The organism is Paenibacillus sp. NRS-1781 (assembly GCF_050467745.1).
GTDB lineage: Bacteria > Bacillota > Bacilli > Paenibacillales > Paenibacillaceae > Paenibacillus > Paenibacillus terrae_A.
Genome location: NZ_JBITPI010000011.1, coordinates 26,331 through 48,271, shown reverse-complemented (window position 1 = coordinate 48,271; position 21,941 = coordinate 26,331). Strand labels below are relative to the sequence as shown.

The following is a 21,941-nucleotide window of genomic DNA, read 5'->3' as shown; positions in this document are numbered from 1 at the left end:
AGAGAAGCCCACAAAAGAATCAAGTCCTCACTTCGCTGCCTGTGGCTTTTTTGGTGTACCATCCAACCCGTAAACCTCGTCATAAGCGTCAAATATTTTACGTGCCACAGGTCCAGCGCTCGTCGAGCCAAAGCCCCCTTCAGGAATAATGACTGCTACGGCCAGCTTCGGATTTTGACGCGGAGCAAAAGCAATAAACACCCCGTTATCTTTAACCGCACGTCCCACCACCTGCTGGGAAGTCCCCGTTTTACGGGCATAATCATACGGAAACCCGTTAAATGCTTTAACATCCGTAGCCATACCGCGAATCACTGTATTCCAGTACGTATCTGAAAAAGCGACCTCATTCAGCACCTTGGGCTTGAACTCACGCACGAGGTTGCCCTGATCATCTACAATTTTACTGGCCAAATGCGGCTGCATACGCTTGCCCTTCGTTGCCAGCACGGTTGTATACTGGGCAAGCTGCATCGCCGTGTATTTCCCCTGTTGACCAAAGGAAGCCTGTACCAAGCGTGTCAGCGCACTTTCATACTTGCTCGTATACTCAAGCCTGCCTGCCCACTCGCCTGGCAGATCGACTTCAGTCGGTACGCCTAATCCAAATGCCTTCATATACTTGTCCCATACATCAATCCCCTGATGCATCCCTGCATTACTTCCGTATTTGTCATACAGCGGCTTGCCGATCATATCCACCATGAAAGTATTCGACGAAAACTCGATTGCCTTGCTAGGTGTCAGAGGACCATATACATGTCCACTCGAATTACCGACCCGACTGGATCGATTTTTACCATAGTATGCGCTCCCCGTATCGAGATAAGTTTGTCCCGGAGAAAATAAGTGTTCCTTCAACCCGATCAGCACGGTTAGGGGTTTAATGGTTGAACCCAGCAGCACCGAAGATTCTGGATGCGGACCCGCTTTTCCACTAGGTACGGATTTAATCGTTCCGTTCCCCATTTTATGCTGAATTTCGTCATATACCGAAGGCGATGTACTTCCCGTTTTCCATACATTGGAGTCATAGTCCGGCATACTGGCCATCGCTACGACATTCCCTGTCTCGACCTCCATCGCTACAGCGAAGCCGGTAGTGGCATCGCCGTGGAGCTTACCCGATACCGGATGGGTATGAAGCCAACGAAGCTGATCAACAATCGCTTGTTCCGTTTTTTGCTGAATTTCCTTGTTAATGGTGGAATACAGATGGTATCCTTTTTTCGGAGGAGTAATGGATTCTATGCCTTCCGGCATGCTGCGCGGATTTACCTCTACCGTTTTATAGCCGTTTTTTCCTCTCAGCTCATCCTGATACTGAAGCTCCAAGCCATCATATCCGACGGTCTCACTTTCCGAGTAAACCTGTTCGGGTCTTTGGACCTCCGAATTGGCTTCATATTGCTCCTTGTACTTTGGCCGATTGGTTCGCGCTCCTTTGAACTTGTACATATATCCAATCGTTTGCACCCCCACCCGATCCGGGTCATAATGGCGCACACTTTCTTCAACAACCTCAATCCCGGGGAACTCCTGCCGATGCTCCAAAAAATATGCGATTTCCTCCCGATTCAAGTCAGATTTGACCAGGCGCGGAGTAAAGCCCCTGTATTGAGTGTAGTCCTTGTCCAGCCGTTCCTTAATTTTCTCTACATCAAGTTGCTCGCCCTCTGTACTTCCTAACTCATTCAGCTTGACAGCAAGCTTTTCAGCAAAAGCATTAAACTCGGGGAGCAGCTTTTTTCCCGGCTTACGGTCTTTTTCTGCTCGTTTGCTATAATCCTTGGGTAAGGTCACATACAGCGACTGTACCGGAGTAGAATACGCCAGCTTGACGAGACCCGAAGAGTCATAAATCGTGCCGCGTCTCGGGGCTAACGGGACATTTTTCGTATTTACGGATTGCTGCTGCTCCTTCAGTTCTGCCGATTGCACAAACTGTAAGACCGCTAGTCTGGTAAAGATAATGGCAAATAACACAAAAACACTGAAAAAAAGAAGATTAGTCCGAAAAACCGTCCGCTTTTTTTGTGCCTCTTCATTTTCTTCATGGCTTTTCTTTTTGAATGAAAACTTCTTATCCAAACTGCCTCTGTCCATATTAGCAGGTCATTACTCCTTTCACCGGGTTATCATATCCCTGATCCTACCATAATAGCGGGAAATAATGATGAATTTGGTGGTTACAATTTTGTAAGAAAACGGATAAAGATCATAAAAAAAGCTCCTCTTAGCACAAAGGCCGAGAGAAGCTTTAATGAATTGTTACGTAGTACTATATTATGGCTGTTTGACTGCATTGGGATCAGATGCTGTAGCATCCTTTTTCTTCGGTACACCGTCCAGACCGTACACTTCGTCGTAGGCATCGAAAATTTTACGCGCCACAGGTCCAGCGCTCGTCGCGCCAAAACCTCCTTCGGGAATAATGACTGCTACAGCCAGCTTGGGATTCTTTCGTGGTGCAAAGGCAATGAATACCCCGTTATCCTTCAGTGTTCCGCCTACGCTTTGCTGAGATGTACCTGTTTTGCGGGCGAAGTCATACGGGAAACCCTTAAATGCACTGACATCTGTAGCCATCCCGCGTATGACTTCATTCCAGTAAGCATCCGGGAATTTCACTTCATTCAGCACCTTCGGCTTAATCGTTTGGACTACATTTCCATTGGTATCTTTAATTTGACTGACCAAATGTGGCTCCATTCGTTTGCCCTTGGTAGCCAACACGGCTGTATATTGTGCAAGCTGGAGCGTTGTATATTTCCCTTGCTGACCAAAAGAAGCATACGCCAACTTGGACAGTGACGACTCCTTGCTTCTAGGTCCATACTCTCTTAACCCAGGATATTCCATTGGCAAATCTACCCCCGTTGACACACCTAGTCCAAACTCCTTCATGTAACGGTCCCATACATTCACACCTTGATCTTCCTTGGCATTATTAATGTATTTGTTGTATAGTCTTTTGCCTACCATATCGACCATGAATGCATTCGAGGAATGTCGAATAGCAGATGCCGGGTCCAGTCCGCCATACACATGACCCGAAGAGTTACGTACCCGAGACGAATTGTTACGTCCAAAATAAGCAGCACCCGTATCCTGATAATAGGACGATGTACTGAATAGACCTTCCTCTAAGCCCACCAACACAGATAGCGGTTTGATCGTGGAACCGAGCAATACAACCGACTCTGGATGTTGACCCGATTGACCGGAGCCGAAGGAGCGTATAGTACCATTCAAATATACATTTTGAATTTTCTTGTAGTTATCTGATGATATATTTCCGGTTTGCCAATAGTTCGCATCATAATCCGGCATACTGGCCATCGCTACCACATTACCAGTATCCACTTCCATGGCTACAGCAAAGCCTGTTTTGGCATAAGGATGAGTCTTGCCAGATACAGCATGGGAATGCAACCATCTTAATTGATCCATAATGGCGGTTTCTGTTTTAACCTGAATCTCTTTGTTAATGGTGGAATAAATGTTGTTTCCCTTCTGCGGAGGAGTAACGGAATCTACACCCTCCGGCATATTACGCGGATCAATCGGGACCGTTTTGTAGCCATTTTTCCCTCGTAACTGTTCCTGATATTGAAATTCCAATCCGTCAAAGCCAACGGATTCGTTATCCATATAAATGAGACCCGGGTCATTTTCAGCTGACATGGATTTTTGAATATTCTTATATTTATCCAACGTTTCACGGGCACTTTTATAGCTTTTAATGTAGCCCACTGTTTGGACAGCCACCGTATCAGGATCATAATGGCGTACAGTTTCCTCAACAACATCTAACCCTGGAAACTCGCTTTTATGCTGCATGAAATAGGCAACTTCATCTTTATTAAGATTGGTTTTAATCAGGCGGGGCGTAAAACCGCTAAACCGTTGATAGTTTCGGTCCATAGCATCCATAATTTGCGCTGCCGTCATTTTGGGCTCGTTTTTATCGCCATATTTGGCAAACCGATTCGCCAGCTTTTGCGTCATCTTCTCCAGCTCAGGCAACAGCTTTTTATCATTATCCCGCAATTTTTCCATACTATCACTGTAGTTCTTGGAAAGCGTGATATACAGCGATTGTACCGGTGTAGAATATGCCAGCCTGTTCTGCCCGGTTGAATCGTAAATCGTTCCGCGAATCGGCGTAAGCGGTACATTTTTGGTAACATTACTGGCCTCCTGCTGCTTAAGCTGAGGGCCCTCCACAAATTGAAGTATCGCCAGTCTTACGATAATGACCGTAAATATAATGAACGAGCTGAAAAAGAACAGATTGATCCGGAAGCTGAATCTTTTTCGGTCGGACGTCTCGTTGTCTTTTCCTTGCTCGTTGTCCATCTTTCTCATGTGCCCTTTTCCACTCCTTTTTTAAATCACTTTATCCTTGATATGTGTTTGGGCAAAACCAGGCGGATTAAACCAGTCTCCATTCTGTGCCCAGGTCGGGTCTAACGGTACCCACTGATGCTGCCCACTCAAGTACACTTCATTCCAGGCATGTGAACCGTAGCCTCCCTGCCCGTTGTAACCAAGCCCAGTCACCACCTTGACCTGAAGCCCCTGAGAACGGGCCATCACCGCATAGAGGCGGGCATAGTCAATACAGACACCCTTGCGTGTATCAAACGTATCTCTGGGAGTCTGCTCATGCCAGTCACCACGCTGCTCATAGGCGTCCACCTTGCCGTAATCATAGCTAATACGCGTGCCTACCCACTGATACAACGCTCTGGCTTTTTGCTCATCGCCGCTTGCCCCCTCTGTAATCTTGGTCGCGGCCTGCTCAATATCGTTCGGTATATCCCGGTCGATCATTTCATATTTACGCTGCAAAATGCCGTTCAATTCCTTGGTGACAGCCTGCGTAAATACGGGCAGCTTATCCTTAATCAGCGTGCCGGACAAAGGTTCAATAACCGATTGCGCTCCTTGTTTATAAATCGGTGAAGCTTGGACATAGCTGCTAAATCCACTGTCTGGGTATAAGCTTACACCTATAAACAGCAAGGCTATGACCATCACTGCGCGCGCTCCGCCGATGAGGGTACCAATCCCGGCCCCCGCCAGCCTGCTGAAAAGGCCCGATTTGTTTTCATGCTCACGTAGAGAGTTATCCGATCTGCCACCCACTACCATCACATAAATCGCACGCAGCACAAATTGCGCGACAGCATAGCTGAGCATGAACAATACGGCAAAACGCAGCAGCGGAAAGCCCTCAAGCCCTGCTACAAGCGTATAATAAAATTGCTCAATTCCGCTCAGTCCCCGTTGTGGCAAATGCTCCATATAAGCGGCCAGCCATTGCTGCACCTTCGGTGAAAGCCACATAGCCAGCCCTAATGAGCACAAAATTCCGGCAACGGTCAGTATGCCATCCACAATGAGACCGAATAGAGCACCTACAGATCTGGAAGCTCCCCGCCGCCAGCCCTGTATTAACGACACAAGAACGATAGCGATCAACAACACCGTCACGCCATTCCAATGAAGGACAGGCTCCAGCCAGGATGGTTTCATCATGCTCCCCCTGTCTTTACGGCGACTGTTGTGTTACAGTCGAGCCTTTCGCACTTTCGATATATTTCTTGACGGTGTCGCTCATGCTCCACTCGCCCAGCGGCATGCCTTGAAACCACACCTTGACCTTATCACCATCGAACGGGCCTTTTACCTCCAAGTTGGAGCTGGTTACCGAAAAGGTACCGTCTCCGTTAGAGCTGTATTTCGCATCCCGTCCTTCCTTGATCATCATGCTCAAGGCCTCGCTCTGAAACTTGTTAATCGCATCATCCTTCGCCTGGGTAACTACCTTGCCAACCTGATCAAAGGAAATACCGCTGTAGATTAGCAAGCCCACAACCACCACAATGACAAGCAGCCATTTAACAAGGGTTCTCACAATCTTCAATATGACAAGCATTAGGACAAGCCCAATTAATATATAGAGCCAGTTATCCTGAACGATCTGCCAATTATGTTTTAAAAATTCTGTCCAGACACTCTTATCCATTTCACTACACTCCCGTTTTCAACTGCATCTTTCGAATTGTAAAATCGTCTCTGTAATTATACATGATTACATAACGCCCTGTCAGCTTAGCTCTTTTCCGCCCCTTGTCCGCACAAAAAGGGTCTATGTTCGTCCACTCCAGCGTACAACTTAGAATGAGCTCATGCCACATAGCAGCATAGAAAGTCTATTTAGGGAAAGGGGGTCGTCCACTTGAAAACAGCCCTCTGGCTGTATCTGTTTTTATTTATCGCTTTTTTTGATCTGCACGCGCAATATCCTATTCTCACACCATTCGCCATCTCTCTGGGCGCTGCGCCCACCTTTATCGGCTGGATGTTGGGCATATACTCCCTGACCCATCTGCCCGGTAATTTAATGGCGGGGCCAAGGGTAGATAAGCACGGTAGCCGCCGATATATTATGTTCAGTCTGACAGCCGCAGGGCTCATCCTGATTATTCAGGCGTACATTCATACGCCGTGGGAGCTGCTTTTTCTTCGTGCAGTCAGCGGCTTTGTGCTGGCTTTTTTGTCCCCGGCCTGCATGACTATGCTCGCCCAGCTATCCGATCATCCGGTTACGCAGGGCAAATATATGTCGGGACATGGCGTAGTTCACACGTTAGCCTCTGTCCTGTCTCCAGCGGCAGGCGCGTTCATTGTAGCCAGCTTTGGCTTTAGCGAGACATTCCGTTCCCTCGGCATCATTCTCGTGGTCACAGGACTGATGGCTTATTTTACTTTGCCTAAAAAGGCACCTGCTCTCCAGGCTCAATTGTCTGATGGGCAAGTAGCACCCGCCCCATTGACCGGAGCGCAGCCGCTTTTACCATTCAATTGGCGCTACCTGCTTGTGCCTTTTGTTTTGGCGTGCGCACAAGGCATTTTATTTTATGAAATCCCGTTACGCAACAATGGCACTGCGTCCATGATGTCCACGGGACTGCTCTTTTCCATTATCAGTCTGGGAGCGCTTTGCACACTCAGTCTGCTTTTTCTGAACAAGTATTCACCGATGATCCGGCTGATTTGCGGCATCATACTGATGTCTCTGAGCTTCTATGCCCTTGCTACCTTACCCGAATCTGTGATTGGAGTCGTACTCTTTATACTCGGAACAGCCAAAGGCATTACGTTTCCAGCCTTGGCCTCACTCTTTATACGGCTTGGAGGAGAAAGGTTGGGCAAAACCTTTGCACTGCAATCCATTGCCACGTCTATCGGCTCCTTTGCCGGACCAGTGCTTGCCGGGCAGCTCCCCGTTCATTTTTCACCTTTTTTTATCGCTTTTCTGATTTTAATGACCGGCTTGCTGTTCATTCCCATTCAGCGGTTATTCCCGACACCGCCGCTGTCTGCCCCAGGACCGTATCATTCCTAGATCGCTTGAGATGCTCCCCCTTTAACGCCCAAAGTACCTTACAAGAAGGCGAATGCACAGTACCTAAAGCCCTCATCAACATAGACTGGTTTGACTGAACATTTATGTATGAAGGGAGGTGCATTCCGTGAGCCACTGTCATCCTGTGAGCCCTATTTCTTGTGGTGGATTTGGGACTTCGACCGGCACCATTCTCGTTCTTTATATCCTGCTCGTCATTATTCTCCGTACTTGCTGGATTTAATTTAATGTCTGAATTGCCCTATCATGCCACCCTGTACCCATGCCTGCCACTCTCGGCAGGCTGTTTTGTTGTTTTTTTTGCATGAGAACCCTGTTTGGAGCTACACTATAGACATATTCTTTCATTTCCCGGGGAATTTCGAGCACAGGCTTTAAGCAGGGGGTGAGCAAGATGACGATTACCGTTATCGTTGAAGGGAAAAATGACCGCAGTAAACTTCGTCGTTTACTTGATCCCGAGGTTCATCTCTTATGCACCTTCGGCACGCTAAACTCAGTAAAACTGGAGTCCCTCCGCAAGCAGGCCAAGCATGACGAAATATACTTATTTATGGACAATGACAGCTCAGGCAAAAAAATACGTGGTGTGCTTGCCGACTCTTTTCCAGATGCGCATCATATGTATACCCGCAAAGGATACGCAGGAGTAGAAGGCACACCAGATGAATATGTGATCGCCCAATTGGAAAAGGCAGGACTGGAAGAGTATATTTTATACCCGCCAGTTCCGTAGTTATGACCACCCTAGTCATGAAGACTATTCACAAAAAAAGCTGTCCGCCAGGCCGCTTTTAAGCCTGATGGACAGCTAAATGTTACACAGCAATAAAATTTTTAAAAATATCTTCTCTTAGAACTTGTGAACCGTATCCACGATCATCAGCAGAAAGCTGAGTGTCAGATGGTTAATGGAAAAGAAAAATACTTTTTTAGCCCAGGAATCCGTCTCTTCTTCTTTAATGGTAAAACCTTTAAAGGCATAAAAGGCCCAGAGCACGGACAGCAATACGGAAACGATCATGAAAATCATTCCAGCATATCCATAAGCATACATCAGGATCGGAACCGGAATCAGCAACACGATATATGGAATCATTTGAATTTTAGTACGGTGAATACCTTTCACGACAGGCAACAACGGAAATCCTGCTGCACGGTATTCTTCGACCCTGCGGATTGCAAGTGCCCAAAAATGAGGCGGCTGCCATAGGAACAAAAGGGCGAATAAGAGCCATGCGCCCATGTCAATACGACCCGAAGCGGCCACATAGCCGATCACAGGAGGCATTGCGCCCGAAATACCGCCAATGGATGTACTCCATGTGGATGATCGTTTCAGCCAAAGTGTGTAAATACCGACGTATACGAACATACCGAGTACACCGAGCAATCCTGCCTTGACACCAGAGAAAAAGAACAGTATAGCCAGCCCGACAACACCTAAAGTAATAGCGTATGACAATACCGTTGTGGGAGTCAAACGCCCTGTTGGCAGTGAGCGATTGCGTGTACGCTCCATTTTCAAATCCAGTTCACGATCAAAATAGTTGTTAAAAACACAAGAAGACGCCATAACCAGCATGGTACCTAGCAACGTCAGAATCAGCTTTATATAGTCAACGTCCCATTGTGAGGCCAACCAAAAACCGCCAAATGCCGCAACCAGATTAGTGCGGAGAATGCCTGGCTTGGTGACTGTTATAAAATCTTTCCATGTCCCCGCCTTACCGGGTGGTTTGGATTTAACCGAATAGGTAGCGGTATCTGAAGTAGCCTTATAACTAATATTGTCCATAGTGAGTAACTCCCCCTTTGAGATGTATGAATTCGGGAGTAAGTTGAACTCCGATATAAATTTTATCATATAGTCTCCATAAAAAGTTTGACAGAAAACGCACAAAACGTTCACAATTTCGATAACGAATCAAGCTTGCTGATCGTTTACAGTAAATTGGGGTAGTAATAAGTACAGGATACAATACAAAAAGGAGCGACAGATATGGATACAGCCACACACTTTGTCATGGGGATCGGGTTGGCCGGGCTGGCCTACACTGATCCAGCCGTCGCCGCAGATCCTAAGCTGGCGGGAGTCATACTGCTCGCCACGGTCGTAGGGTCACAGGCACCAGACTTTGACACCTTGCTGCGATTAAAAAACAATGCAGCCTACATCCGCAATCATCGTGGACTGTCGCACTCCATCCCTTTCTGGTTGGTATGGATCTTGTCTATAACGGGATTAATTGCTCTTATTTTCAGGGATGTATCTATCGAACATGTCGCCTTGTGGGTCACGATTGCTGTCTGCCTGCATGTGTTTGTAGATTTGTTCAATACTTACGGGACACAGGCATTTCGACCGTTTACACCTAAATGGATATCATGGAATATTATTCACATCTTTGATCCCTTCATATTCGGCACCCATGTTGCTGCTATTCTACTGTGGATCACTGGACTGGTTTCACCAGCTCCCTTATTTATTACGTTGTACATCATTACAGGCCTGTACTATATTTGGCGCACCTGGAGTCATTTCCGTACCAGAAATGCGGTAGGTGATATGGACACCAAGCGTCAGCCGGACGATATCTATTATATCATTCCCACGGTTTCTTGGAACCGGTGGCATGTGGTAAAAGCTCATCAGAATGGAAGTTATGACATTGGTGGACTGAACGGAAAGCATCTGTTTTGGACAAAACATGCGGTTCCGTCCACACATCCGGCCGTAGAAGCATCCAAATCCTACCGTGACGTGCAGGCATTTCGCTATTTTTCTTCCTTTGCTGTTGCGGAGGTGGAAGAGCTGGAATGGGGCTACATTGTACGCTGGGCGGATGTTCGGTATCGGCATCGAAGGCAATATCCCTTCGTGGCTGTGGTCGCTATGGATAAGCAGTTTGGACTGATCAACAGCTACATCGGCTGGCTCAGCCATGAAAAGATGCAGAAACGTCTCTCCCTGCATACGAATTAAAAAAGCATATCAACAAGCAACGCGAATGACAAAAGAACAGCAAGTCTCCCCTGATCCTGGAGCTTGCTGTTCTTTTGCCGTTCACCGAAAAAACCATCCCTCCATAAAGAGCTGATGAAAGCGCCCTCTTGACGAAGCGGACTTGTGTGATTCACAATGGTCATAAGCCATGCTCGCAAAAAAATCCGGAGCATGATTGCTCCGGATTTCCTTCATCACAGTTGCTCATAATACAGCTTCCAAGATGGAGTGTTTATGTGTATTACTGCATACGGCCACTGCCCGACAAGGATTGCTCTGCTTGTTGGACCAGCTTTTTCGTGATGTATCCCCCGAGAGAGCCTGTTTCGCGGGAAACGACGTTACCGTAGTAACCATCCTGAGGGATTGTGATGCCGAGTTCTTGAGCGGCCTCATATTTTAATTGTTGTAAAGCGGCGTTGGCCTGCGGTACTTGCAGGTTGTTTGAACGACGTCTGCTCATATTTGAATCTCCTTTCAGTTCTTGTGTGAGTGAGGTTCATTGCAAGCTTGCAAGATTATTATGGCTCGCTTACACCTGCTTATTCCTAAAATTCAACATTCGAAAGCTGGAGGTTTTTTCCATGAGCAAAGGTCTATCACTGTGGTTCGCCGTATCATCCATTGTCCTACTGACGGCAGCCGCCATATCCATCAGTTATTCCGCTTGGCTTGCCATTTTACTGGGCCTTCTCTCTGTCGGCAACATCGGCTGGGGCTTTGTTATCAAGGCCAGACAACGTCGCTCCTGAGACATTCACATTCCTGTCAAACGCCTGATTGCGTTGGTCTGCGGTTTGTCTTAGCGCTTGCGGGGCAAAAACCCCATACGTTCTTTGACCGCAGCCAGCGTGATTTCAGCCGCTTCTTGCGCCCGCTCTGCGGACTGGGCCAAAATGCGTCCAATCTCACCGGATTCCCGGATATCACGATAACGCTGTTGAATAGGCTCCAGGGTGGCTACAACCGCCTCTGCCAGCTCTTTTTTGAACGTACCGTACATTTGACCTTCATAGCGATTCTGTACTTCCTGAAGCGACAGGCCCGTACACTGGCTGTAAATTCCCATCAGATTGCTGATCTCAGGTTTGCTTGCCGGGTCATATTTAACCTCACTACCGGAATCAGTGGTAGCGCGACTGATTTTCTTGCGAATGACCTTCGGTTCATCCAGTAGAGCGATATAGCTGCCCGCATTCGGATTGCTTTTGCTCATTTTTTTGGAGGCATCATCCAATGACATAATTCGTGCGCCCACCTCAGGGATATACGGCTCTGGAACAGTGAAATAATCTCCGTAGCGGTGATTGAAACGACCAGCCAAATCGCGTGTAAGCTCCAGATGCTGCTTTTGATCTTCACCTACCGGAACCAAATCCGCATTGTAAAGCAAAATATCTGCTGCCATTAGCGCTGGGTATACGAACAAGCCCGCACCTACCGAGTCCTTACCCGCCGATTTGTCCTTGAACTGGGTCATGCGTTCCAGCTCGCCCATATGGGTCAGGGTTGTCATCAACCATCCCAGCTCCGCATGCTGAGGTACATGGGATTGTAAAAAGACGTTGGATTGCTCGGGGTTAATACCTGCTGCAATAAATAATGCCGCCACAGCCTCCGACTGTTCACGCAATTGAGCTGGGTCCTGGGACACCGTAATAGCATGAAGGTCTACGACCATAAAGTAACAGCGATGATCCTCTTGCAGCTTGACAAAGTTTTTCATTGCACCGATATAATTGCCCAAAGTAAGCTTCCCGCTGGGCTGAATGCCTGAAAGTACAGTCTTCATATTCATCATTCCTCCTGAAATTTATTGAAACAATTGAACGCAAAAAGGCCCCGCATCCTCAAGGGACGCGAGACCGTGGTACCACCCTTATTCATTGTCTTCAGCCTGTTACTTGTCGGAGTCATGCCCCGTGGCTGCTTGCAATCTTATAGCTCCGTTAACGGGGAGCAAGCGGCCGTCATACTGAGGAAGAATGCTTCCTGTTCTGTATGGCACTCCAAGGTCCATTCAGCAGTGCAGGCTCACCGGTTCGCATCTACCACCGGCTTTCTGAAGAGCGTATGCGAAGGCTTACTTGTCCTCATCATCGCGTTATCCATGTCATTACATTGTAAACTACATTTATGATAATTCCGCATCCTGTAATTGTCAAATGACGATTGTACCCTGCGAGCAAAAATCTGTTATCATAATGACACGAAGCTTCAACCGATTATAGTGGACAAAGGAGCATGGATATGAAACAAGTGACCAAAGAACATTGGAATGGTTACGACACGTATGTTTTACATAGCCCTGAGCTGGAAGTTACGATGATCCCCCGTCTCGGGAATAATATTATCTCAGTGCGTGATCTGAAGCTGGATCGGGATATCGTACGGCGTCCTGGCGAGGAAGAACTGGCCTTTTATTTGCAAAAGCCGTATCATTTTGGCTTGCCGATTCTGATCCCTCCCGGCCGAATCCGCAAAGGACAATTCGAGTTTGACGGTGTTCCCTATCAGTTTGATCGGAATACGGCCAACGACAATCATATACACGGGCTGCATCGTAATCAATCCTGGCGTTGCAGTGATATTGAAGAAGATGAGGAAGGTTGCAGCGTGACCACCGAGCTGTTGACGGAAAGTGATCCGCACTGGATGGAGCAGTTTCCTATTCCCCTACGGCTGGAGATGACTTACCGCTTGCAGGGACCTGTATTGAGTCAAACGCTGCGTGTAACGAATCTGGGTGACAAAGCAGCCCCGTTCGGCTTGGGATACCACACCTGGTTTATGGTGGACGGAGAGCCTGAGCGCTGGCGCCTGAAGCTGCCTGTGAACGGCGTATATGAGCAAGACGCTGAACAGCTTCCAACAGGTACAATCACCCCTTTAAATGACTTGGAGACGCTCTCTACGGGACTTTCCCTGAAAGGAACGAATCTGGATACGCTGCTGCGAGCATCGGAGGGACCTGCTGAGGCCCTGTTGACCCGTGATGACGGTTATCAGATTCGGTACACAGCAGATGAGCAATACTTTAAGTATTGGGTGTTGTATACCAAGGGTGAATGCGATCAGTATTTTTGCATCGAGCCTTATACTTTGTTGCCTAATGCACCCAATATGCACGATCCTGTAGGAACGAGCGGACTGATTCGACTGGAGCCTCAGCAGTCCATTAACCTGAAAACTCAGGTTCATATGATATATCCGTAATTTCCCTCTATTCATTTTCCTTCCTTCGGCGCATATTTTCATAACTCTGTCGCATAATAACCTCATCACAGCCGAAGGAGGTGACTACACATGTATGAAGCTAATCAAGGCAGAGGACGCCGTAGCAACAACCTGGTTGTACCTCAAGCCAACAATGCACTGCAACAATTGAAATACGAAGCTGCACAAGAGCTGGGCATTACCATTCCGGCAGACGGTTATTATGGTGACATGCCATCCCGTGAGGCTGGTTCTCTGGGGGGTTATATCACTAAACGCTTGGTACAGCTGGCCGAACAGCAATTATCAGGTCGTTCAGGTCAATAAGCGTCATTATTCCACATGAAGCATTCCGTTTACGCATTTAACTAAAATGCGATAAGGCGGGCATATAACAAAGGCGGTCTTCCCCAGGAAGGCCGCCCTTTCTTTACCCTTTTCTATGGATGATTATTCCGAATTAGCCGCTCGGTATGTAGGCTTGTTATAACGGATCATGAGATTCGCCATGTTATAATTCGATTCCAGCGTAGCATCCACCAGAATGGTTCCCTGTCTGACGGCAAAATCGAAAGCAATTTCACCATGAGTCCAACTCCGCTTGTGATTTAGTGTATCCAGCGCCATACGACGGAAGTCCGCCCGATGATCTACAGACAGCCCTGGCTCCACCGCACCAAAGGTACCTCCCTTACCTGCAATCGGATTATGACGAATACCAAATTTACCAACCACGTTGTTACGTATTTGTACAAATACAGTTCCTGACGACAAACCTGCCAATTCATCATCCAGCTCTTTAAAAATGATATCCATCTGCCTTGCTAACGACAATTTACCTACTTCATCCATTACAAAAATCCCCCTATATACCTGTTTCAAAACCGTTAATAGGTCTTATGACTCAATTATATGCGAAGCTTTTTAACGTTACAATCATAAACAACATAAATGGGCATTTATAACTAATTTCTAAGTATATCCATCAATTTAAATTTCGCCAACAGGTAATGCGAACTCTAATTCGACATATTACGACATTATCCCTCATATTATGCAAGAATCACAAAAAAGGCCCCCCTTACGGGAGACCTGTTTGGAGTGTATAACCGTTATTCCGTCATTTGCAAAAATTGCTCAACATCCTGAACTGTGACTTGAGCGGCATTACGCCAGAAGTCAGCCTGTGTTAAATCAGTGCCCAAATGCTTGGAGGCCAATTCTTCCACGGTCATGCGACCCGTATCACGCAGCAAGGCATCATATTGATCGGCAAAGCCATCTGAATTTTTCTTCGCAAAGGCGTAAATCCCGGCACTGAACATGTATCCAAACGTATATGGGAAGTTGTAAAATGGAGTGTTCGTAATATAGAAATGCAGCTTGGAGGCCCAAAAATGAGGATGAGCCTCATCCAAAACACCACTGAACGCTTCACGCTGTGCTTGCTCCATTAATTCTCCCAATTGTTGCGCTCCTACGACCCCTTTTTTTCGCAGCTCGTAAAAACGGGTTTCAAACAAAAAGCGGGCATGGATATTCATGAAAAAGGCTACGCCACGCTGAATTTTATCCTCCAGCAAAGCCACCTTTTCCTGCCCCTCCGCAGCCTCCAGCAAAGCATCCGATACAATCAGCTCTGCCAACGTCGAAGCCGTCTCGGCCACATTCATTGCATAATTCTGATTCAATGGATGCATTTCATTCATCACATGCTGATGATAACCGTGTCCAAGCTCATGGGCCAGTGTCGAAACGTTGGAAGGCGATCCGGCGTAGGTCATGAAAATACGGGTCTCTTTACTAAGACGAAGGGAAGTACAGAATCCGCCAGGACGTTTGCCCGGACGATCTTCTGCTTCAATCCAGCTTTTCTCAAAAGCCATTTGGGCAAAATCAGCCATTCTTGGACTGAATTTACCGAATTGCTCAACAATCGTTCCAGCTGCATCGTCGTATGAAATTTTAGTAGTGGACGTTCCCAGTGGGGCCTCAACGTCATGCCACGACAGTTTCTCCAGGCCCAGCAGCTTCGCCTTCCGCTCCAGATATTTAACCAGTACAGGCTTCGTTTCATTAATGACCTGCCACATGGTATCCAGCGTCTGTGCCGACATGCGGCTGATTTCCAGCGGCTCCTTGAGCACGTCCGTCCAGCCCCGATTTTCATACAGCTTGAGGCGGAAGCCTGCCAGATGATTAAGCGTATCCGCACAATAGTCCTCCACCTTGGTCCATGCTTCTTCCCAACGTGTGAACACTTCTTGACGTACACTACGATCCGGTTCATCCAGCTTGTTGGCAGCCTGCCCTACAGACAGATTTACGATTTCCCCATTCTCTGGAACAGGGATCGTCATATTTTTGACAATCGTGTCATAAAAATCACCCCAACCGTGGTAGCCGTCCACAGCCAAATCCAATGCCAGACTTTCCAGCTCAGGTGCCATTTTCTCACGAGCCTCGTTCCGGTATTCATTCAGGACAAAAGAGATCGGTTTAATCGCTTCCCGTTCCATCCACTTCTGCCAAATGTCCTCACTCGTTTGTGCCAGCAAGTTCTGGAATGAAACCAAAGCACTTTTCCCCTGTGCATATAGCGTATTGATGCGTGCGCCCAGTTCCACAGCCTGCTTGTCATGTTGGTTCTGAGCAGTCAGACAGGAAACAAAAGAACCTGCTTGCGATGCTCCGTTAAACAGCTCTTGCATAGCACTCAGCACACTATCCAGACGCTCGGTATCCAATACCGTTTGCGGTACTTTGGCTGATTTAAGCTGGGACTGCAATTGCTGAACCTTACTCTCCAGTTCCTCCAAAAATGCTTTAAATGAGGAAGAGGAAGACCCCCCACTAAATATGGATTCCAAATCCCATGTTTGCTTCAATGGTGTTTTCATAGCAGTTCCACCTTTCTTTTTTGCGAATCATGTGGTTTCATATACAATAAAGCTACATCGTGATGGTAAAATCACTACAATTGGGAGGAATACAGGATGAGACCTTTACAAATTTCGCCGGAAACGGCTGTGAAATTATCCGAAAAGCTCGGCATTCCGCTGGAACATCTCATGCATACACCCCAGCATATTCTGATGCAAAAGCTGGCCGAACTGGCCAAAGAAGAAACCGCTGACCCGAACGGCGGTGAATCGGACAAATCATGATTCCTTTTCACAAAACCTGGCCTTATGACATTGTCATGGGAGACGTTTATGTACAATATTGTCCGTTTTGCGACCATGAGAACGTCCTGCTACCCCTAAAGCCCAAAGAGCTTGAGCTCATACATGAAGGTATGAAAAAGCTGCTTGTGTTTCCATGCTGCCACAACAGAATTACTTTGGTGGATTGTGACAACGATTATCTGCTGTCAGATACCACCCTACGCCATCAATAATTCATGAGCAGTATTAAAAAGAATAACCTTTTTTTGTAAACAAGGTGTGAACCATGAGCCTGAACCGGCCATAGTGCACACCTTTTTTATCAGGAGGAGCTTGCGTCCTGCATTTCCTCCGGCAGTTGAATATCCTTAGCCAGCATTTGTTCTCTCAATACAGCCCATTGTTCACGGGAAGCCCGGATCATAGCCGCGTCCATAATCTTCTTGTCATTAATGACACGTGAAAACCAGCGAACCGCTTCGTTAAAGTTGCCTGTACGTCGATGCAATTCTCCAATCAGATAGAGAAGCTTGGCATTATTCGCCCCGACACCTTCCAGCTCATAGACTCGAATATAGGAGTCCAGACTAAACTTTAGAAACCGAAGCTCCTGCTCCTCGTTTCCCTGGTATCGGTACATCCACGCGATATGCTGTAACAAGCTTGCTATCACCCGTTCCTTTTCCCCAATGACCTGCGCACACAGTAAACCCAGCTTGTACGTTTCCAGCGCCTCTTCCCAGTTGCGATGTCCGCCATACTCACGAGATTGCCATCGATTACCAATTTTTCCCTTAAACAGCTTGTTCTGCTGATCGCTTAACTGAACAGTAGAATGCTCTGTTGAGGTAAATCCGCAATGAGGACAAACCCGTACGACATAAAAATCGGGATTTTCATTCTTGTAATACGCGCAGAAGTCTGAATCCGTACGAATTGCCTTCTTTAGGCTCGGTCTGACACGAGATGTCTGAAATTCTTCTTCACAAAGAGGACAAGAGATTTTAATCTGATATAACGGTTCAATTTCCAATGTTTTTACAACCCTCTCCAAAATTCGGCAATCCCCGCAAGCTCACGGGGTATTTACAAAATGATGCGCAGGACCGGACAATCGGTTAAGTATAAATGAACGAAGCGGCTCCTCAATGCCTGTATCCGTTAACGCACCCGCCATACAGGACAACCACGCCTCTGCTCGCTCCTCCGTTACGGGAAACTTCATATGTCTGGCGCGTAACATCGGGTGACCATAAGCATCTGAAAACAGGGACGGTCCGCCAAAAAACTGGCTCAGGAACATATACTGTCTTTCCTTGACCGACTCTATGTCTTCAGGAAACAACGGACTTAACAACGGATCTTTATAAACTCTCGGGTAGAAGGCCTCAATAATAGCACGAACACCTTCCGCACCCCCAAGATTGTCATAAATGCTCAGGCTAGGATTCACTTTTCCCCCAACTTTCTGTGCTATGGTAATAAATATACACCCGTATTATAACAAAAAACAAAAAATGACGCTAAGAATAAGCGTCATCTTATCATTTCACATATACAGACAGGCTTGCACGACTTACAAACAGGTCAGCCATTCTACAAACACAGCTAATAACTTCGCCAATCCTCTTCACCGGGATGGACGAGAGAGGCACGAATAACATACACAAAAGCACATACGAGCAGACCAGCAACGATACTCATCCTGATCACTCCATCCTTAAGGTTATGGATCGTTGTTTTTTTAATTTTAACATAATCTTTACAAAAATACAGTATTTCTCGCAAACGCTTTCTTGACTATTTAGTACTCTTTTTCCATCCTCGTCCATAGAAATAGTGGTAGAACTCCAAAGGAGGGGCCTCTATGACGCTATACCGCCGTTACTCACTCCCTTTGCTCATTCTTATGCTGCTAATCCTATTTATACTTATGGCGGCGCACCCGCAATCTTCTCTGAATGCCGGACTTCGTGGTCTAGCCATTTGGTGGGACGTGCTGTTTCCGTCTTTATTCCCGTTTTTCGTTATTTCCGAGCTGCTGCTCGGTTTTGGCATCGTTCATTTTATAGGTACACTGCTGGACCCGCTCATGCAGCCTTTGTTCCGTGTACCCGGTTGCGGAGGCTTTGTCGCCGCTGTTAGTTGTGCATCCGGCTACCCAATTGGAGCCAAATTAACGGCCAAGCTGTGGGAGCAAAAATGGATCACCCGTATCGAAGGAGAACGGCTGGTCGCCTTTACAACTTCCTCAGATCCGATATTCCTGATCGGTGCCGTTTCCGTCGGCTTCTTCCATCAACCTGAAATTGCAGTCGTACTGGGCGCTGCCCATTATGGTGGCGTGCTGATCATCGGCCTGCTCATGCGCTTTCACGGTTCCCGCTCGGGGGACGCTGATACTCATGGCAACCGTCCCCAGTCTGCTGCAACCACAGCAGACCACACCGTGCAGCCTACACCAACATCCCTCCCTGTCGCTCCAAATGCCAAGTTAGATGCGTCTTCTGCGCAACGACACGGACGACTGCGTCAAGCGTTACTTGCTATGCATACAGCACGCTTGGAAGATGGTCGTCCGTTTGGGGACCTGCTCCGTCAAGCCATTGCTTCCTCCCTCCGTCTTATTATTGTCGTAGGAGGACTGGTTGTATTCTTCTGCGCCATTCTGGAAGCTTTGACGAACTCTGGTTTAATGAGTGGGCTTCGTCTGCTTACAGCAAGCTTGTTGTCCGCCTGCGACCTTCCTCCTACATTAACAGATTCCATTGTAGGTGGTATTTTCGAAGTCACTTTAGGGTCACAAGCCGCTGGTGAAGCCACAGGAGCAGCTTTGCCGTTCAAGGTAGCCGCAGCAGCCTTTGTGCTCTCCTGGGGCGGACTATCGGTTCATGCACAGGTCGCGAGTATTTTGAATACGACAAATCTCCGGTACCTGCCGTTTTTGCTGGCTCGGGCTGCGCATGGCATCATCTCTGCTCTGCTGGCTCTCATGCTATGGCGTCCGCTCATGGGTCAGGGAAGCTCGCCGGTCTTTTCTCCGATATACGTTATCACCTGGTCTCCCGGCTTCTCATCTACTATGCTGTGGCATAGCCTGCTATTCCTTACCTGCCTGCTGATAGCTATGCTCTGTCTCTCTTGGTTGAGTGCAGGCACAAGCCGCTTATTGGCACGTCTAAGGGGAGCGCCCAGGGAATGAACGATTGTGTTCTTGCTCATAATTGATTATGATCGGTATATACCCATGACAAAGGAGCTTTTCATCTTGAGATATTATGTTCTGGATCGCGGGGATCAGCACTCCATGGACTTGAGTCAGCAGTTTCACCGTCTTGCCCAAGAAAAGAATTTCAAGCTGGATGCCGAATCGCCGGAAATCGTCGTGTCTATTGGAGGCGACGGTACTATGCTTCATGCGTTTCATACCTTCATTGACCGACTTTCGGATATAGCCTTTGTTGGTGTACATACCGGTCATTTGGGCTTTTATGCCGATTGGCGTGCGGACGAGCTGGAGGAGCTAATCCACCTGATGAGCCAAGGCGGATCTGAGGGGCCGCTTAAACCGAGAATCGTCAAGTATCCATTGATCGAACTGGAGATTCACAAGAAGTCGGGAAATGCTTCTTTTATTGCGTTGAATGAATTTACGTTAAAAGGGGTCGATGGCACTGTCGTTGCACAAGTGGATATTAACGATGTCACTTTCGAAATGTTCCGTGGAGACGGAATATGCGTTTCTACCCCTTCAGGTACGACTGCCTATAACAAAGCACTCGGCGGAGCTATGGTTCACCCCACCATTGAAGCGTTGCAGTTAACTGAGATTGCTTCGATTAATAACCGGGTGTATCGGACACTTGGTTCGCCATTGTTGCTACCCAAGCACCATCATTGTGATATTTTTTCAAGAAAAGATCAGCGTCTTCTGTTGACGGTAGATCATCTGAACTTCCCTGTGGATGATTTGATTTCTGTTCGTTGTCAGGTCTCTAGTCACAAAGTCAGCTTCGCTCGTTATCGTCCCTTTCCATTTTGGGATCGGGTACGCATTGCCTTTCTTAATTAGGCAAGCTGCTTTCGAATACACATAGAACTGAAAAACCAGTACAAGTAAAAAGAGCCAACTCAATCCATAGTTGAACTTTTTACCAGTAAACAAAAACGGCTCCTGAAATTCAGGAACCGTTTTGTTGTGGAACTGTGAATGTTTTATTCTTTTTGCTTCCCTCAGCTCTTTCGGCTTTGGCAGCAGGCTGCGCCTGACGCTGACCTCCAGAATCACGTGAGACGCGGACTTGCCGTCCCTCCCGGTTTTCCTTCGGTTGACGCTCATAGCGTGGGCCACGGGATTCCTTCTTCTCAAAATTCCCTTGCTGATTACGCTGTTTCCGTGGTTCCCGGGCTTGCTGCCCTTCACCGGAAAGTCGTCCATCCTTCGTCTCACGCGGTTCTCTCGGCTGACGCGAATCACGTACTTCTCGTGGCTCACGCTGTCGATTCCCTTCACGTCCTTCTCTGGACGGACGACTTTCACGGAATTCCCGTGGCTGTCGCTCACGCGGTTCATGGACTTCCCTTGGTTCCCGCTGTTGCAACTCCCCTGAGTCCCGAATATCCTGAGCTTCACGCGGCTGCTCCACTCGCAGCTTCTCGGTTTCCCTGAACTCGCGACTTGGCTCCGGCCATTCACGTTCTTCTCCGACTGCGCGTTGCAGCATTTCTTGCGGCTCTCCGGCTCCAACCGTTTCCATTGGTTCCGCTTGAGGTTCTGCCAGCTGTTGATGATCCGGGGAAACGGATTCATCATTGTTTTCATTCTTGCCGAGCACTTCGCGGCTCTTAAGCAGCACAAAATAAGCACAACCGAAATTACAATATTCATTAATGTAATCGTCCAGTACTGCTATGGATGTATCTTTGTTGGCCTTGGGATGCCCGTCACGGTAAAAACCCTTTAGACGTAGCTGATTGTAACCCCAATCACCAATAATATAATCATAGCGCTCCAGCACTTCACTATACCGATCACGAAAAGCTTCGGGATTCCACCCGTTCTTGTGATCCTGCAACACTTCATAGTTTTTACCACCGATATGAAACAAAC

General features: G+C 47.5%; 23 protein-coding genes. 11 read left to right on the top strand and 12 right to left on the bottom strand.

Annotated elements, in window-relative coordinates; all coding sequences use genetic code 11:
• Positions 1-27: 27 nt before the first annotated feature.
• The 4 genes from ACIFO6_RS03255 to ACIFO6_RS03240 form a co-directional block, all read right to left on the bottom strand.
• Positions 28-2,106: a peptidoglycan D,D-transpeptidase FtsI family protein gene (locus ACIFO6_RS03255; RefSeq protein WP_430038125.1), complete on the bottom strand. Its 2,079-nt coding sequence runs from the start codon at positions 2,104-2,106 to the stop codon at positions 28-30.
• Positions 2,107-2,286: 180 nt separating this feature from the next.
• Entirely contained in the window at positions 2,287-4,371 is a 2,085-nt protein-coding gene (locus ACIFO6_RS03250) for a peptidoglycan D,D-transpeptidase FtsI family protein (protein ID WP_430038122.1), read from the bottom strand.
• Between the two features lie 21 nt (positions 4,372-4,392).
• The gene (locus ACIFO6_RS03245; RefSeq protein WP_430038119.1) at positions 4,393-5,544 is read right to left on the bottom strand and encodes a transglutaminase domain-containing protein; all 1,152 of its coding nucleotides are present in this window, start codon (positions 5,542-5,544) and stop codon (positions 4,393-4,395) included.
• 16 nt (positions 5,545-5,560) lie between these two features.
• Complete coding sequence (locus tag ACIFO6_RS03240; RefSeq protein ID WP_430038117.1) at positions 5,561-6,037, bottom strand: hypothetical protein; 477 nt, start codon at positions 6,035-6,037, stop codon at positions 5,561-5,563.
• A 213-nt stretch (positions 6,038-6,250) separates the two neighbouring features.
• On the opposite strand from ACIFO6_RS03240, the gene ACIFO6_RS03235 reads away from it, so the two are divergent.
• The 3 genes from ACIFO6_RS03235 to ACIFO6_RS03225 all read left to right on the top strand — a co-directional run bounded on the left by ACIFO6_RS03235 (position 6,251) and on the right by ACIFO6_RS03225 (position 8,177).
• Entirely contained in the window at positions 6,251-7,420 is a 1,170-nt protein-coding gene (locus ACIFO6_RS03235) for an MFS transporter (RefSeq protein WP_430038114.1), read from the top strand.
• A gap of 154 nt (positions 7,421-7,574) precedes the next feature.
• A complete protein-coding gene (locus tag ACIFO6_RS03230; protein WP_430038243.1) occupies positions 7,575-7,664 on the top strand; it encodes a YjcZ family sporulation protein in 90 nt (29 codons plus the stop codon).
• 171 nt (positions 7,665-7,835) lie between these two features.
• A complete protein-coding gene (locus ACIFO6_RS03225; RefSeq protein ID WP_430038111.1) occupies positions 7,836-8,177 on the top strand; it encodes a toprim domain-containing protein in 342 nt (113 codons plus the stop codon).
• Positions 8,178-8,294: 117 nt separating this feature from the next.
• Here ACIFO6_RS03225 and cyoE read toward each other — a convergent pair whose 3' ends face one another.
• Entirely contained in the window at positions 8,295-9,239 is a 945-nt protein-coding gene (cyoE, locus tag ACIFO6_RS03220) for a heme o synthase (RefSeq protein ID WP_430038108.1), read from the bottom strand.
• Positions 9,240-9,443: 204 nt separating this feature from the next.
• On the opposite strand from cyoE, the gene ACIFO6_RS03215 reads away from it, so the two are divergent.
• On the top strand, positions 9,444-10,427 hold the full coding sequence (locus ACIFO6_RS03215) for a metal-dependent hydrolase (RefSeq protein ID WP_430038105.1): 984 nt from the start codon (positions 9,444-9,446) through the stop codon (positions 10,425-10,427).
• 262 nt (positions 10,428-10,689) lie between these two features.
• Here ACIFO6_RS03215 and ACIFO6_RS03210 read toward each other — a convergent pair whose 3' ends face one another.
• Positions 10,690-10,911 carry an alpha/beta-type small acid-soluble spore protein gene (locus ACIFO6_RS03210; protein WP_025686385.1) on the bottom strand — a complete coding sequence of 74 codons (222 nt, stop codon included), beginning with the start codon at positions 10,909-10,911 and terminating at the stop codon, positions 10,690-10,692.
• 121 nt (positions 10,912-11,032) lie between these two features.
• Between ACIFO6_RS03210 and ACIFO6_RS03205 the strand changes: the two genes are divergently transcribed.
• The gene (locus ACIFO6_RS03205; RefSeq protein WP_016324694.1) at positions 11,033-11,200 is read left to right on the top strand and encodes a hypothetical protein; all 168 of its coding nucleotides are present in this window, start codon (positions 11,033-11,035) and stop codon (positions 11,198-11,200) included.
• A gap of 50 nt (positions 11,201-11,250) precedes the next feature.
• Here ACIFO6_RS03205 and trpS read toward each other — a convergent pair whose 3' ends face one another.
• The gene (gene trpS, locus ACIFO6_RS03200; protein ID WP_430038102.1) at positions 11,251-12,240 is read right to left on the bottom strand and encodes a tryptophan--tRNA ligase; all 990 of its coding nucleotides are present in this window, start codon (positions 12,238-12,240) and stop codon (positions 11,251-11,253) included.
• A gap of 458 nt (positions 12,241-12,698) precedes the next feature.
• On the opposite strand from trpS, the gene ACIFO6_RS03195 reads away from it, so the two are divergent.
• The gene (locus ACIFO6_RS03195) at positions 12,699-13,664 is read left to right on the top strand and encodes an aldose 1-epimerase (RefSeq protein ID WP_430038099.1); all 966 of its coding nucleotides are present in this window, start codon (positions 12,699-12,701) and stop codon (positions 13,662-13,664) included.
• 90 nt (positions 13,665-13,754) lie between these two features.
• Positions 13,755-13,991, top strand: a complete 237-nt coding sequence (locus tag ACIFO6_RS03190; RefSeq protein ID WP_137060162.1) for an alpha/beta-type small acid-soluble spore protein — start codon at positions 13,755-13,757, stop codon at positions 13,989-13,991.
• 123 nt (positions 13,992-14,114) lie between these two features.
• Here ACIFO6_RS03190 and ACIFO6_RS03185 read toward each other — a convergent pair whose 3' ends face one another.
• Both ACIFO6_RS03185 and ACIFO6_RS03180 read right to left on the bottom strand, forming a co-directional pair.
• Positions 14,115-14,516 carry an O-methyltransferase gene (locus ACIFO6_RS03185; protein WP_430038096.1) on the bottom strand — a complete coding sequence of 134 codons (402 nt, stop codon included), beginning with the start codon at positions 14,514-14,516 and terminating at the stop codon, positions 14,115-14,117.
• 260 nt (positions 14,517-14,776) lie between these two features.
• Positions 14,777-16,564, bottom strand: a complete 1,788-nt coding sequence (locus tag ACIFO6_RS03180) for a M3 family oligoendopeptidase (protein ID WP_430038093.1) — start codon at positions 16,562-16,564, stop codon at positions 14,777-14,779.
• A gap of 96 nt (positions 16,565-16,660) precedes the next feature.
• Between ACIFO6_RS03180 and ACIFO6_RS03175 the strand changes: the two genes are divergently transcribed.
• A complete protein-coding gene (locus ACIFO6_RS03175; RefSeq protein ID WP_014277894.1) occupies positions 16,661-16,831 on the top strand; it encodes a YycC family protein in 171 nt (56 codons plus the stop codon).
• Positions 16,828-17,064 carry a hypothetical protein gene (locus ACIFO6_RS03170; RefSeq protein ID WP_430038090.1) on the top strand — a complete coding sequence of 79 codons (237 nt, stop codon included), beginning with the start codon at positions 16,828-16,830 and terminating at the stop codon, positions 17,062-17,064. Before ACIFO6_RS03175 ends, ACIFO6_RS03170 begins: the two co-directional genes overlap by 4 nt.
• An 89-nt stretch (positions 17,065-17,153) precedes the next feature.
• Here ACIFO6_RS03170 and ACIFO6_RS03165 read toward each other — a convergent pair whose 3' ends face one another.
• Both ACIFO6_RS03165 and ACIFO6_RS03160 read right to left on the bottom strand, forming a co-directional pair.
• Positions 17,154-17,864, bottom strand: coding sequence for a DUF2225 domain-containing protein (locus ACIFO6_RS03165; protein WP_430038087.1), 711 nt, complete (start codon positions 17,862-17,864; stop codon positions 17,154-17,156).
• Positions 17,865-17,906: 42 nt separating this feature from the next.
• Positions 17,907-18,284, bottom strand: coding sequence for a globin (locus ACIFO6_RS03160; protein ID WP_044645421.1), 378 nt, complete (start codon positions 18,282-18,284; stop codon positions 17,907-17,909).
• Positions 18,285-18,698: 414 nt separating this feature from the next.
• On the opposite strand from ACIFO6_RS03160, the gene ylbJ reads away from it, so the two are divergent.
• Together ylbJ and ACIFO6_RS03150 are read left to right on the top strand one after the other, a co-directional pair.
• A complete protein-coding gene (gene ylbJ / locus ACIFO6_RS03155) occupies positions 18,699-20,033 on the top strand; it encodes a sporulation integral membrane protein YlbJ (RefSeq protein ID WP_430038083.1) in 1,335 nt (444 codons plus the stop codon).
• Positions 20,034-20,099: 66 nt separating this feature from the next.
• On the top strand, positions 20,100-20,903 hold the full coding sequence (locus tag ACIFO6_RS03150) for an NAD kinase (protein ID WP_430038080.1): 804 nt from the start codon (positions 20,100-20,102) through the stop codon (positions 20,901-20,903).
• A gap of 109 nt (positions 20,904-21,012) precedes the next feature.
• On the opposite strand, the gene ACIFO6_RS03145 is transcribed toward ACIFO6_RS03150, so the two are convergent.
• Positions 21,013-21,939 carry a YutD-like domain-containing protein gene (locus ACIFO6_RS03145; protein ID WP_430038077.1) on the bottom strand — a complete coding sequence of 309 codons (927 nt, stop codon included), beginning with the start codon at positions 21,937-21,939 and terminating at the stop codon, positions 21,013-21,015.
• Positions 21,940-21,941 lie beyond the last annotated feature (2 nt).